We start from the raw sequence: 12773 nt of genomic DNA, 5'->3' as shown, positions 1-12773 counted from the left end.
CTGGACTCCGCTCGCTTTGGGACCGGCCCTGCTGCGGTCGTCTCGTGCATGCCGGCCTGAATGCCTATGCTCTAGGCCGAGATTGTTAATGGCGGGTGAACGAATGGCAAAACAGTGTCAATCTTGAGGGTATTTGTCGCAAAACCCGTCAAGGCACATACCATTGTGTAAAATCGAGATATAATTAGAAATACCCCACCCGCCGGCTTCGTGCCAGGAAAAAAGCCGGCGTTGGAACGCCGGCTTGCGGAGGTCCCGGATCTGGCCTGGCCGGCCGACCGGGTCTGGGTTTCTGGGGAGGAAAATCTATGGAGAGAAAAATCTATTCGGCGGCCTTGCGGCGATGGGGGTTCCTCGGATCCTGGGTCCAGTTGAGATAGGGCTTGCCGGTCTGCTGCGGGACCATGGTGATGACATCGGGCACCGGACAGGCGTGGTAGCAAAGATTACACCCGACGCATTCCGCTTCGATCACCTCGTAGCGCCGCTTGCTGCCACCCTTTCCATCAGGGACCCGCTTGGCTGCGATCGCCTGGTGCGAGGTATCCTCGCAGGCAATGTGGCACAGGCCGCACTGGATGCATTTCTCCTGGTCGATCGCGGCAATCGTCTTGAAGTTGATATTGAGGTATTGCCAGTCCGTCACATTGGGGACGGCCTTGCCGCGGAAATCCTCGAGCGTGGCGTAGCCCTTCTGGTCCATCCAATTGGCAAGGCCCGACGCCATCTCCTCGACGATGCGGAAACCGTAATGCATGGCGGCCGTGCAGACCTGCACATTGCCGGCCGACATCGCCATGAACTCGGCGGCGTCGCGCCAGGTGCCGATGCCGCCAATCGCCGAAATCGGCAGGCCGTGTGTCGCGGGGTCGCGCGCGATCTCGGCTACCATGTTGAGGGCAATGGGCTTCACCGCCGGGCCGCAATAGCCGCCATGGGTGCCCTTGCCGTCGACGGTCGGTGTCGGCGCCATCAGGTCGAGGTCGAGCGAGCAGATCGAGTTGATGGTGTTGATGAGCGAAACGGCATCCGCCCCGCCCTTCTTCGCGGCCTGGGCCGGCTTCCTGATGTCGGTGACGTTCGGGGTCAGCTTGACGATGACCGGCATGCGGCTGTGCTGCTTGCACCAGCGCGCGACCATTTCGACATATTCCGGCACCTGTCCCACGGCCGAGCCCATGCCGCGTTCGGACATGCCGTGCGGACAGCCGAAATTTAGCTCGATGCCGTCAGCCTCGGTCTCCTCGACTCGCTTCAGGATGTTCTTCCAGCTTTGCTCCTCGCAGGGGACCATCAGCGAGACGATGACAGCGCGGTCCTTCCAGTCGCGCTTGACCCGCTTGATCTCCTGCAGATTGATTTCCAGCGGCCGGTCCGAGATGAGTTCGATGTTGTTGAAGCCCACCATGCGGTCGGGGCCGAGATGCATGGCCCCGTAGCGCGAGGACACGTTGACCACGGGCGGGTCCTCGCCCAGCGTCTTCCAGACGACGCCGCCCCAGCCCGCCTTGAAGGCTCGCACGACGTTGTATTCCTTGTCGGTCGGCGGGGCCGAGGCGAGCCAGAACGGGTTTGGTGACTTGATGCCGACGAAATTCGCGCGCAGGTCCGCCATGTTTCCCTCCTCTAGCCCTCGCCCCTGAGATAGGCGTCGATCGCCATCGCCGCGTCGCGGCCGTCGGCAACGCTCTGCACGGTAAGGTCGGTACCGCTCGCCACGCAATCGCCGCCGGCGAAGATGCCTTTGAGCGAGGTGGCGAAATCTTCGTTGATCGCGATCTTGCCGCCTGCCATGTCGAGCACCTCGCTGGCCTTGCCGTTCAGCGGATCCTTGACGAGCGCCAGATTCAGCTTTTGCCCGATCGCCTTGAACACGGTGTCGCACAGGATGCCGAAGGTCTCGCCTGTGCCCGTCAGTCGCCCCTGCCCGTCAAGCTGGGTGTATTCAAACTCGATCTCGCGCACCGCGCCCTTGTGGCCGTGGAGTTTCACCGGCCGCGCCCAATGCTTGATCCTGACGCCGTTCACCTGGGCAAATTCCTGCTCGTGATGCGTGGCGCTCATGTTCTCCGGGCCACGGCGATAGACCAGGGTCACGTCCTCGGCACCCAGGCGCTTCGACTGGATGGCGATGTCGATCGCGGTGTTGCCGCCGCCGATGACGACGACCTTGCGGCCGACCTGCAGCGACGCCTTGTCCTTCGCCTGGCGGAGCCGCGCGATATAGGCGACGGCGTCTTCGACCCCGGCCATATTCTCGCCTTCTAGGCCCAGCGCGTTGACACCGCCGAGGCCCATGGCGAGGAATACCGCGTCGTAATCCCGGCGCAGCGCTTCCAGCGTGATGTCGCGGCCCAGCGCCTGGCCGGTCCGGACCGTGATGCCGCCCAGCGCCAGGATAAAGGCAACTTCGGTCTGGGCGAAGTCATGTACGGTCTTGTAGGCGGCGATGCCGTATTCATTGAGGCCGCCCAGTTTCTCGCGCGCCTCGAACACGGTGACCTCATGGCCGAGGCGCGAAAGCCGGTGCGCTGCGGAGAGGCCGGCGGGTCCGCCGCCGACCACGGCGACTTTTTTTCCGCTAGACGCCGCGCGCGCGAAGGGCTGGCCGCCGGCGGCGATCAGCGCGTCGGTGGCATAGCGCTGCAATGCGCCGATCTGGACCGGCTTGTCCTCCGAGTGGTTGCGCACGCAGGCATCCTCGCAGAGGATCTCGACCGGGCAGACCCGGGCGCACATCCCGCCCATGATATTGGCTTCGAGGATCGTCTCGGCAGCACCGATGGCATCGCCCGTCGCAATCGAGCGGATGAAGCTCGGAATGTCGATGGAAGTGGGGCAGGCGTCGATGCAGGGCGCATCGTAGCAATAGAAACAGCGGCTGCTTTCGACCAGGGCCCGTTTGGGATCGAGCGGCGGCTTGACGTCGTCGAAATTGGCCGCCAGTTCGGCGGCGGTGAGGCGGCCCGCACGGATATCGGGTGCGGTGTACTCGCGCATCGGCGTGTCCTCCCGGCTGTAAAAGCACTTCCCTGGGCCGGACCGCCACTGTCGCCCTGTCATGCCGGAAAACCGGCCTGCAGGCGTTTCTATAGGATGGCGATCGGCTACCTATGCCGCGACTTGTATCACGATTTTACCGGTCGGTCAATAAAAGCTGACCGATTGGAAAAGTTTCAGTACGAATGGAGTCAAGGGACCGGAATGACGTCGCCCGTCGCCTTGCGGAAGATATGCATCTTCTCGACATCGACCGGCACGGTGACCCGATCGTCGGGCGCCGCACGGACCGAGGCCGCGACCTGGGCGGTAAAGGTCGCCTCGCCCAGCGCGCCGATGAGGAGCGTGTGGGGGCCAAGCGGTTCGATATCGCGCACCTGCAGGGTCACCTCTGCCGTGCCGCCAGCCCCGCGCACCGTGTGTTCCGGCCGGATTCCGGCGACGACCGGCTCGCCGAGTGCAACTTCATAGGCCGCCGAGCGGTTGACCGGCAGCAGGATGTCGACTCCACCCGCCGCGCGGAAACGCAGGCCGCCGTCGCGCACGATCTCGCCCTCGATGAAATTCATGGAAGGGGCGCCGATGAAGGCGGCGACGAAGAGGTTGCGGGGCCGTTCATAGAGGGTAATCGGATCCGCGGCCTGCTCGATGCGGCCCCCGTTCATGACGACGACGCGGTCGGCCATGGTCATCGCCTCGACCTGGTCGTGGGTGACATAGACCACCGTGGTCTGCAGCCGGCGATGCAGCGACTTGATCTCGGTGCGCATTTCGATGCGCAGCTTGGCGTCGAGATTGGACAGCGGCTCGTCGAACAGGAATACATCCGGGTTACGCACGATGGCGCGGCCGATGGCGACGCGCTGGCGCTGGCCGCCGGACAATTGCTTCGGGCGGCGATCGAGATAGGGGTCGAGGTTGAGGATGCGCGCGGCATCCTTTACCGCGGCGTCGATCTCGGATTTCGGCGTGCCCCGGACGCGCATGCCATAGCCGATGTTCTCCGCCACCGTCATGTGCGGATAAAGGGCGTAGTTCTGGAACACCATCGAGCAGTTGCGCAGGCCCGGGCGCAGATTGGTGACGTCGCGTTCGCCGATACGAACGGTACCGGTGGTGGGCAGTTCCAGCCCCGCAATCATGCGCAGCGTCGTGGTCTTGCCGCAGCCGGAGGGGCCAACCAGCACGACGAACTCGCGCGAGGCGATCTCGAGGTCCAGCGGCGGAATGACGGTGACGTCGCCGAAGGACTTGGTAACGCGTTCGAGGCTGACTCCGGACATGGCTTGCTTCTTCTTGAAAGGATCCGTTCCGGTCTCTCCACGCAGGAAGAGACCGGAACGGAAGTCGACAGGTCTAGGCTAACACTCTGGTCAGGTTCAGCGCCGCCCTTATTTCGGCGGCAGGCCCATCGCCGCGCGGTAGGCGGCGAGCTGGTTCTCCCGGCCGAACTCGTCGGTCAGGCGGTTCCATTCCGCGGCGACCGTGTCGAGCGCCTGTTGGGCGGTCACTTCGCCGGCCAGTGCCTTGGAAAGCTCGATCTCCACCACCTCGGTATAGGAGAAGTAGCCCGGGAGACGCATGTCGAGCACCACGTTCGGTGCCGCCAGCGAATTCGCCTGGCCGGCCAGGTACTCCTTGGCCTCACGCTCGGTGAAGAGCGACTTCCACAGATCCATGTTGGTGGTGTGCGAGATGCGGTAGGGATTGACGCCGGTGCCGCCCGTCACCGCTGCCTTGCCCGAGACCTCCGGGCTGGAGAGGAACTCGATGAAGTTCCAGGCCGCTTCCTGCTGCTGCGAGGTAGCGGGCACCGCCGCCTGCCAGCCGCCGAAGGCCATGAAGGGCGAATGCACGACTTCGTCGAACTTCTTCCAATCCTTGGTCTTGTAGTCATAGATCTCGGTCGAACCGGGGAGGATGTCGGAACCGACATTGCCGGCGATCTTGGATTGCGCCTTGTCGGCGGCAATGACGCCGGTATCGCCCCAGCCGATCGACTGGGCGACCTGACCACCAGCCACCGCCGCATTCACCTCGCCGAAGGAAAAGTTGAGCGCATTGGGCGGTGCAAACTTCGAGGACTTCACATACTCCTCGAGACCGCGCACCCAGCCCGGGTTGTTGATGTTGGCGTCCATCGTATCAGGATCGAAGAACATGGCGCCGGGCTGGCCCGGCACATTGGTATAGGCGGCGGCATGGCTGAAGAAGAACCAGAATTGCTGGCCGCCGCGGCGATAGGCTTCCGCTGTGCCCCACAGGCCCTGGTCCGGCCGGGTGAAGAACTCGGCGATATCGAGATACTGCTGCCAGGTCTTCGGCACGGCCAGGTCATAGCCGTACTTAGCCTTGAAGGCCTCCTGCTCCTTCGGATCCTCGAACAGATCGATGCGATAGGTATAGGTGTGGACGTCGCCATCGATTGTCTGCGACAGGGTCTTGCCGTTCCAGACCATGAGCTGTTCGCGGTAGATCGGCGCGATGTCTTCCCAGGCGGCACCTTGGCGCATGGCTTCGGGCGTTTCGGCCAGGAAGTCGGTGAAGTCCGGCGACCAGGCCGGCGCAAAGGTGATGACGTCGAAGGTCTCCTCGCCCGAGGAGAGCGAGGTCACGATCTTCGGGTAGAGCTCCGACCAGGGAAACTCGACCACGTTGACCTTGCCGCAGGTCTTCTTGGCCCATTCCTCGCCGGCGCTCTGCAGGGCCGAGGCGATATAGGGGCCGGTCTGCGAGGCTGCGGTCAGCGTGACGCCGGAATAATCCGGTTCGCAGGCGGCCTGGGCACCGCCCGCCGCCAGGGTCAGCGCAGCGACAGCCGATGCGCCGAGAAGCATCTTCCTCATGGTATCTCTCCCTTTCGTTTTGCCTGATTTGAGCTTCAATTCTGTGTTCGATAACGCGGTCATTTGATGGCACCAAGCAGCAGGCCGGACCGCATTAACCTGCTCAGGATCGCCGCCATGACCATCATCGGGACGATGGCAATCAGGGCGGCGGCCGAAATCGACCACCATTCGTCGCCGCGCTGGCTGTTCTGCCCGGCGACCAGGATGGGAAGGGTCTGCCACCTGGCGTTGGTGAGGAAAAGGGCGAACAGGAACTCGTTCCACACGAAGGCCAGCGTGATCATGAAGGTTGCGACCAGACCCGGAGTCGACATCGGCACGACGATGCCGGTGAAGATGCGCCAGGAGGGCACATTGTCGACCATCGCCGCCTCCTCGACCTCGACCGGGAGTGCGGCGAAGAAGTCGCGCATCAGCCAGATGACGATGGGCAGCGAGAAGGCGATATAGGCCAGCGTCAGACCGACATAGGTGTCGATCATCTTGAAGCCGAGGCGCCCGATCTCGGAATACATCAGAAAGAGCGCGAAGGCGGCGACGATGGGCGGAAACATGCGCTGGCTGACGAACCAGAAGATGATGTCGTCATTGCCGAGGATCGGTCCCGGCACCCTGACCCGGTTGACCAGCAGCGAGAGCAGCAGGGCGAGACCGAAGGCAGCGAACATGGCGGTGGCGCGGCTCCAGCCGAAGACATTGGCGCCAAGCAGGTAGCCGCCCAGTGCCACGACGAAGAAGACGAGCCCGGCGGCCAGCTTCACCCGGAACGGAAAGCGCACCAGCGCATAGGCTGCCATGGCGCCGATTGCTGTAGCCAGCACGGCGGAACTCAGGCTGACAATGGTGGAAGCGATGAAGGTGTTCATGAACTCGCCGCGCACGCCGCCGAAGAGTTCCTGCCAGGCCAGCAGCGAGGGTTCGAAATCGACAAAGGGAATGAATCTCGCCTGGCCCACCACCGAAAGCGAGGTCTTGAACGAAGTGATGATCACCCAATAGATCGGAAACAGGGTGAAGAGGAACCAGAACAGGCACCCGATCAGCGCCCAGGCCCGAGATCTGCCATTGAGGTTGCGGATGCTCATCGGTGCTTCGCCAGATGCGGTTTCAGGATTGCGAGATAGACCACGCCGATCACGGTGATGGTGATCAGGAACAGGAATGAGAGTGCCGAGGTGTAGCCGAGGTTGAATTTCTTGAAGCCCTCCTGATAGGCAAAGAGGGTCAACGTCTCGGTCGAGATGCCCGGCCCGCCACCGGTCAGCACGAAGACCGTGTCGATGATCTTGTAGCTCTCGATCAGGCGGATGAAGACGACAGCGGCGGAAATCGGCAGCATCATCGGGAAGGTGATGCCCCAGAATTGCTGCCACTTGCTGGCATTCTCGAGTGCTGCCGCCTCGTAGACGTCGTCAGGCAGCGTGGCGAGGCCGGCCAGCAGCATCAGGATGATGAAAGGCGTCCATTGCCAGACCTCGACCGTGATGAGGGCGCCGATCGCCCAATAGGTCTGAGTCAGGAAAGGCAGATTGGGAAAGCCGAAGAAGGTCATCAGCTCGTTGAGTGGTCCGACCGTCGGGTTGAAGATCTGGCGCGCGATCAGCGCCACTGCGACCGGGGCGATCAGCATGGGCAGCAGGAAGGTGACGCGGAACAGTCGCTCGCCCGGCACCTTGGCATGGAGCGCCAATGCGACGGCAAAGCCGATGACATACTGGATCGCCACCGAGACGAAGGCGATGAGCGAAGTGGTCCAGGTCACCTGCCAGAAGCGCGGGTTGGTGAGCAGGCTGGCATAATTGTCGAGGCCGACGAAGCGCGGCGGCGAGGGTGGCACCAGGCGATAGCTCATGAAGCTGGTGGTGAGCGAATAGATCAGCGGAAAGATCGAGATGCCGAGCACGATCAGCAGGGCGGGCCAGATGAAGAAGTACTTGATCGGATCGTTCCGCATCGCGTTCTTACCCGGCCAGAAGTGAATCGATTTCCGCACGCAGCGGCATCGCCGGTGCCGTGCCGCGCCGGGTCACGGAAATTCCCGCCGTGGCGCAGCCGAATTTGACCGCCGCTGGTGCCGACATGCCTTCCGCGATCGCGGCCGCGAAGCCGCCGACGAAGGCATCGCCGGCACCCGCCGTGTCGATCACCTTGCCGCCGGCCGTGGCCGGGATATGGATGGACTGGTCGCTGCCGTGCAGCAGGGCGCCGCGTTCTCCCAAGGTGATCAGGGCGTTCCTGACGCCCTTCCTCAGCAGAACGTCGCCTGCCCGCCTCGCCGCATCGAGGTCTGCGAGTTCGAAGCCGACGATCGCTGCCGCCTCGCTCTCATTGGGCACGATGAAATCGCAGAGCGGATAGATGGCATCGGGAAATTTCTCGGCCGGGGCCGGGTTGAACACGGTCGTGACACCGGCCGCCCGCGCGATCTCGAGCCCGCGCTGAGCCGCCGCCACCGGCTGCTCCAACTGGGTGACGAAAACCCGGGCGCCGCGGATCGCATCGGCCACCGCATCGACATCGGCGGGGGAGATCGTACCGGCCGCGCCGGCATAGACGATGATCGCGTTTTCGCCGGTCCGGTCGTTGACATGAATGAAGGCGACGCCGGAGGGGTCGACGTCGGAGACTCCGACCCGCGCGTCGATTCCCTCGGCGGCCCAGGTCTTCTGCGCGATTTCGCCAAAGGCGTCGCGGCCGATCTTGGAGACGAAGGTCACCTTCGCCCCGGCGCGCGCTGCCGCCACCGACTGGTTCGAGCCCTTGCCGCCCGGCCCCATCTTGAAGCCGGAACCGGCAATGGTTTCGCCCATCTTCGGCATCCGGTCACCCATGAAGGCCAGATCGGCAACAAAGATGCCGAGGACGACCACACCCTGCTGCGACTTAATGGCATTCATGACAACGCCAGTTCCTTCAATACTGCACGTCGGGCGGAATCACGCCCTTGGTGAACATGAAGCAGCCGTAGAAACGGCGCTCGCCGGTGGCGATGACGCAATAGGATTTCTTGGCAAGCTCGTAGAAGGCCATGCGCTCGACGCCGACCAGCGGCCAGGATTTGCCCTCGGCACGGTCGATCTCGGCCTGCACTTCCTGCTGCACCGGCGGCACTTCCTTCGGGTTGCCGACAATCTCCATGCGCATGGCGGCGTCGTCGATGAAGGTGTCGAGCGGAAGCACCGAGAGAACGGCGCGGGTTGCTTCAGCCGTGCTGGTGTTGTCGATGCGCAGCAGACCGCCCAGCGTGGTCTGCTTGGCGATGGAATGCGCCGGGAAATTGGTATCGCACAGCACCAGCCGGTCGCCATGGCCCATGGCGCGCAGCGCATAGAGCACATCCGCATTCAACAGCGGGTTGATGTTCTTCAGCAAATTCCGTCCCTCCCGTCTTCTTCTTTCAGGTGCGGCCGGATCGAGCCGGCCGCTGCGCCGACTTTATTCACTCGCCATAGGGAATCCATATATTCTTCACCTGCACCGCATGCCGCAGCAGGATCGGGCCCTCGGCGGCCGCGCGATCATGCCAATCAATCGCCAGACCGTGATCGACCAGCAGACGCTTCAGATTCCCGACGGAGAGCTTCTCGGCCATCGTCGACAGCTCGGCGGCACCAAAGACCCATAGCCCGTCCACATCGTCATGCTCGGCCAGCGTCTTGGCGAGATCCTTCGCAGTACCGGTCACGATGTTGACGACCCCCGGCGGCACATCCGAGGTCTCCAGGATCTGGTAGAAATCGGTGGCGGCGAGCGGATGGCGTTCCGACGGCACCACGACGACGCGATTGCCCATGGCAATGAGCGGCGCCATCAGGCTGATGAAGCCCAGCAGCGGCGCCTCGTCGGGGCAGACCACGCCGACGACGCCGAGGGGTTCGTTCATGGCGAGGGCCACGCCGCGCAAGGGCGGCTGGTGTACGGCGCCCTCGAACTTGTCGGCCCAGGCACCGTATGAAAAGAGCCGGGCGATCGACGCTTCGACCTCGGCCGCCGCCTTCACCTTCGAGGTACCGGTCATGGCGACGATGCGCTGGGTGAACTCGTCCGCACGGGCGGAGAGGTTCTCCGCGATGTAATAGAGAATCTGGGCGCGGTTATGGGTGGTTGCACGGCTCCAGGCCTCGGCAGCGCGGGCTGCCGCCACCGCATTGCGGATATCCTTGCGGTTGCCCTCGCCCACTTCGCCCAGCTTGCGACCCTTGGGATCCAGCACCACGCGCGCGTAATTGCCATCCGGCCGCGCCTGCTTGCCGCCGATGAAGAGCTTTGCCGTACGGTCGATCTGGGGCAGACCGAATCCGTCGGCTGTCGGCTGTGGTTGCGGCAGCGGTTCTGCGGCGGCGCGCGGCTTGCGCTTCGCCCAGGCGGCGGGCTTCAGGTATTCATGGGCACCCTCGCGGCCACCCTCGCGGCCATAGCCGGATTCGCGATAGCCGCCGAAGCCGACCCCGGCATCGAACAGGTTGGTGGCATTGATCCAGACCACGCCGGCCTGCAGCTTCGGCGCGATGTCCAGGGCCAGGCCGATAGTTTCGCTCCAGATGCTGGCGGCAAGGCCGTAGCGCGTATTGTTGGCCAGCATCACCGCCTCGTCCGGCGTGCGGAAGGTCATCGCGACGAGGACGGGTCCGAAAATCTCCTCGCGCATAACGGTCGCCGCCGATTGCACATTGGCAAGCAGGGTCGGCGGATAGAAGCAGCCATTTTCGGGCAGCGTCATCTTTGGCTGGAAGAGATCGGCCCCCTCGGCGACACCCGTCGCCACCAGCGACTTGATGCGCTCAAGCTGCACCGGTGCCACGATGGCGCCCATGTCGATCGCCTTGTCGAGCGGCTGGCCGACGCGCAAGCTGCCCATGCGGCGCTTCAGGCGCGCGAGGAAGGTGTCGGCAATGCCCTCCTGCAGCAGAAGGCGCGAACCGGCGCAGCAGACCTGGCCCTGGTTGAACCAGATTGCATCGACGACACCCTCGATGGCACTGTCGATATCGGCGTCGTCGAAGACGATAAAGGGCGATTTGCCACCCAGTTCCAGGGTCAGCGACTTGCCCGACCCCGCCGTCTTTTCGCGGATGATCTTGCCGACCTCGGACGAGCCGGTGAAGGCGATCTTGTCGACATCCGGATGGGCGACCAGGGCGGCACCCGTGCCACCATCGCCGGTCACCACATTGAAGACGCCGGCGGGAAGCCCGGCATCGGCCGCGATCTCGGCGAACAGCAAGGCGGACAAGGGCGTGTATTCGGCCGGTTTCAGCACCACCGTATTGCCGAGCGCCAAGGCCGGCGCCACCTTCCAGGCCAGCATCAGGAGCGGGAAGTTCCACGGGATCACCTGGCCGACGACACCCACCGGAACCTGATCGGCGAATTCCGTCTCCTGCAGCTGCGCCCAGCCGGCATGATGATAGAAATGCCGCGCCACCAACGGAATGTCGATGTCGCGCGTCTCGCGGATCGGCTTGCCGTTATCGAGTGCCTCGATAACGGCCAGCAGGCGGCCGTGGCGCTGCACGGCGCGGGCAAGGGCATAGAGATGCCGGGCGCGGGCATGACCGGAGAGCCTGGCCCATCTGGCCTGCGCCGCGCGCGCGGCCTTCACCGCGGCGTCGATATCGGCAGCACTGCCTTGCGCCACGCGCGCCAGCCTGGCATCTGTGGCGGGCTCCATGGTCTCGAAATGCCCGTCATCGGCCGACTTCACGAAGGCGCCGTTGATGAAATGGCCGAAGCCAGCCGCGTGCTTCTTCAGCCAGGCGCGTGCCTCGGCATCGGCCTCCGGCGCCGGGCCATAGGACATTTCGTCGAAATAGCGGGCGACTGACATGCTGCTTATCCCACGGCGTGACGGTTGAAGGCTGAATAGCGCCCTGTCACATGATGTTCCAACTGACGCTCGATATCGGCGAGCAGGCTTGAGGCGCCGATGCGGAAGAGATGCGGCTCGAGCCATTCGCGCCCCAGTTCCTCCTTCATCATGATCTGGTAGTTCAGCACGTCCTTGGCGGCGGAGATGCCGCCCGCCGGCTTGTAGCCCACCTTGAAACCGGTACGTTCCTGATAGGCGCGGATCATGCGGAGCATGACCAGCGTCACCGGCAGGGTCGCATTGACGCCTTCCTTGCCGGTCGAGGTCTTGATGAAATCGGCCCCCGCCATCATGCAGACCAGTGATGCCCGGGCGACATTGCGCAAGGTCTTGATGTCGCCGGTCGCCAGAATGGCCTTCACATGCGCGTCCCCGCAGGCCATGCGGAAATCGCGCATCTCGTCATAGAGCGCCTGCCAATTGCCGGTCAGCACATGCTCGCGGGTGATGACGATGTCGATCTCGGCGGCACCGTCCCGCACCGAAGCCTCGATTTCCTTCAGCTTCAGATCGTGGGGGATGAGACCCGCCGGGAAGCCGGTCGAGACCGCCGCCACGGGAATGCCGCTGCCGGCCAGTGCAGCCACGGCGGTTTTCACGAAGCGATGATAGACGCAGACGGCACCGGTCGTGAGATGGCGGTCGGCCATGCCGAGGGCATCGAGGAGATCGGGTCGTACCGGCGCCTTTGCCTTGGCGCAGAGGCGCTCCACCCGCTGCCGCGTGTCGTCGCCGCTCAGTGTCGTCAGATCGATGCAGGTGATCGCCTTCAGCAACCAGGCCGCCTGGGCGTCCTTCTTGACCGTGCGGCGTCCCGGCAGGGTCGCGGCCCGGCGCTCGACGCCCGAGAGGTTGACTCGCACATCGCGAACCCAGCCAAGATCGAGCGGCATCGCTTCGTTGCGCGGCACCAGATTATGCCCCGCCTGATTGGTCGATCCGCCGATGCTCGCGATCTTCAAATCCGCCATCATCCAGCCACTTCGCCGCCGTTTGCGGGCGGGTATTGCCGATCTGGGGTGCGGCGCTGGAAAGGGTTCGGGCACCCGGCGACG

The 12773-nt window shown here is 64.0% G+C and carries 10 protein-coding genes; all 10 read right to left on the bottom strand.

Annotated elements, in window-relative coordinates:
- Window positions 1–322: 322 nt before the first annotated feature.
- The 10 genes from preA to deoC all read right to left on the bottom strand — a co-directional run bounded on the left by preA (window position 323) and on the right by deoC (window position 12680).
- Complete coding sequence (gene preA / locus A8950_RS07450) at window positions 323–1615, bottom strand: NAD-dependent dihydropyrimidine dehydrogenase subunit PreA (protein WP_133612999.1); 1293 nt, start codon at window positions 1613–1615, stop codon at window positions 323–325.
- A gap of 11 nt (window positions 1616–1626) precedes the next feature.
- Window positions 1627–3000 (bottom strand): NAD(P)-dependent oxidoreductase, encoded by a 1374-nt coding sequence (locus tag A8950_RS07445; protein ID WP_133612998.1) that lies wholly within the window; start codon window positions 2998–3000, stop codon window positions 1627–1629.
- A gap of 191 nt (window positions 3001–3191) precedes the next feature.
- Complete coding sequence (locus tag A8950_RS07440; protein ID WP_133612997.1) at window positions 3192–4283, bottom strand: ABC transporter ATP-binding protein; 1092 nt, start codon at window positions 4281–4283, stop codon at window positions 3192–3194.
- 108 nt (window positions 4284–4391) lie between these two features.
- Window positions 4392–5846, bottom strand: coding sequence for an extracellular solute-binding protein (locus tag A8950_RS07435; RefSeq protein ID WP_133612996.1), 1455 nt, complete (start codon window positions 5844–5846; stop codon window positions 4392–4394).
- A 59-nt stretch (window positions 5847–5905) separates the two neighbouring features.
- Window positions 5906–6934, bottom strand: a complete 1029-nt coding sequence (locus A8950_RS07430; protein WP_133612995.1) for a carbohydrate ABC transporter permease — start codon at window positions 6932–6934, stop codon at window positions 5906–5908.
- Window positions 6931–7803 (bottom strand): carbohydrate ABC transporter permease, encoded by an 873-nt coding sequence (locus A8950_RS07425; protein WP_133612994.1) that lies wholly within the window; start codon window positions 7801–7803, stop codon window positions 6931–6933. The genes A8950_RS07430 and A8950_RS07425 overlap by 4 nt, the downstream gene beginning before the upstream one ends.
- 7 nt (window positions 7804–7810) lie before the next feature.
- Window positions 7811–8746, bottom strand: a complete 936-nt coding sequence (rbsK, locus tag A8950_RS07420; protein ID WP_133612993.1) for a ribokinase — start codon at window positions 8744–8746, stop codon at window positions 7811–7813.
- Between the two features lie 16 nt (window positions 8747–8762).
- Window positions 8763–9221, bottom strand: coding sequence for an RbsD/FucU family protein (locus A8950_RS07415; protein WP_133612992.1), 459 nt, complete (start codon window positions 9219–9221; stop codon window positions 8763–8765).
- A gap of 67 nt (window positions 9222–9288) precedes the next feature.
- A complete protein-coding gene (locus tag A8950_RS07410) occupies window positions 9289–11676 on the bottom strand; it encodes an aldehyde dehydrogenase family protein (RefSeq protein WP_133612991.1) in 2388 nt (795 codons plus the stop codon).
- Window positions 11677–11681: 5 nt separating this feature from the next.
- Window positions 11682–12680: a deoxyribose-phosphate aldolase gene (gene deoC / locus A8950_RS07405; RefSeq protein ID WP_208109781.1), complete on the bottom strand. Its 999-nt coding sequence runs from the start codon at window positions 12678–12680 to the stop codon at window positions 11682–11684.
- Window positions 12681–12773 lie beyond the last annotated feature (93 nt).

The sequence above is a fragment of the Dongia mobilis genome (genome assembly GCF_004363235.1).
GTDB lineage: Bacteria > Pseudomonadota > Alphaproteobacteria > Dongiales > Dongiaceae > Dongia > Dongia mobilis.
This window is presented reverse-complemented; position numbering and strand designations above follow the sequence as displayed.

What these genes read in the sequence shown, in the direction of transcription:
- preA (WP_133612999.1), bottom strand. Translation starts at nt 1,615, where the DNA reads ATGGCGGACCTGCGCGCGAATTTCGTCGGCATCAAGTCACCAAACCCG.
- A8950_RS07445 (WP_133612998.1), bottom strand. Translation starts at nt 3,000, where the DNA reads ATGCGCGAGTACACCGCACCCGATATCCGTGCGGGCCGCCTCACCGCC.
- A8950_RS07440 (WP_133612997.1), bottom strand. Translation starts at nt 4,283, where the DNA reads ATGTCCGGAGTCAGCCTCGAACGCGTTACCAAGTCCTTCGGCGACGTC.
- A8950_RS07435 (WP_133612996.1), bottom strand. Translation starts at nt 5,846, where the DNA reads ATGAGGAAGATGCTTCTCGGCGCATCGGCTGTCGCTGCGCTGACCCTG.
- A8950_RS07430 (WP_133612995.1), bottom strand. Translation starts at nt 6,934, where the DNA reads ATGAGCATCCGCAACCTCAATGGCAGATCTCGGGCCTGGGCGCTGATC.
- A8950_RS07425 (WP_133612994.1), bottom strand. Translation starts at nt 7,803, where the DNA reads ATGCGGAACGATCCGATCAAGTACTTCTTCATCTGGCCCGCCCTGCTG.
- rbsK (WP_133612993.1), bottom strand. Translation starts at nt 8,746, where the DNA reads ATGAATGCCATTAAGTCGCAGCAGGGTGTGGTCGTCCTCGGCATCTTT.
- A8950_RS07410 (WP_133612991.1), bottom strand. Translation starts at nt 11,676, where the DNA reads ATGTCAGTCGCCCGCTATTTCGACGAAATGTCCTATGGCCCGGCGCCG.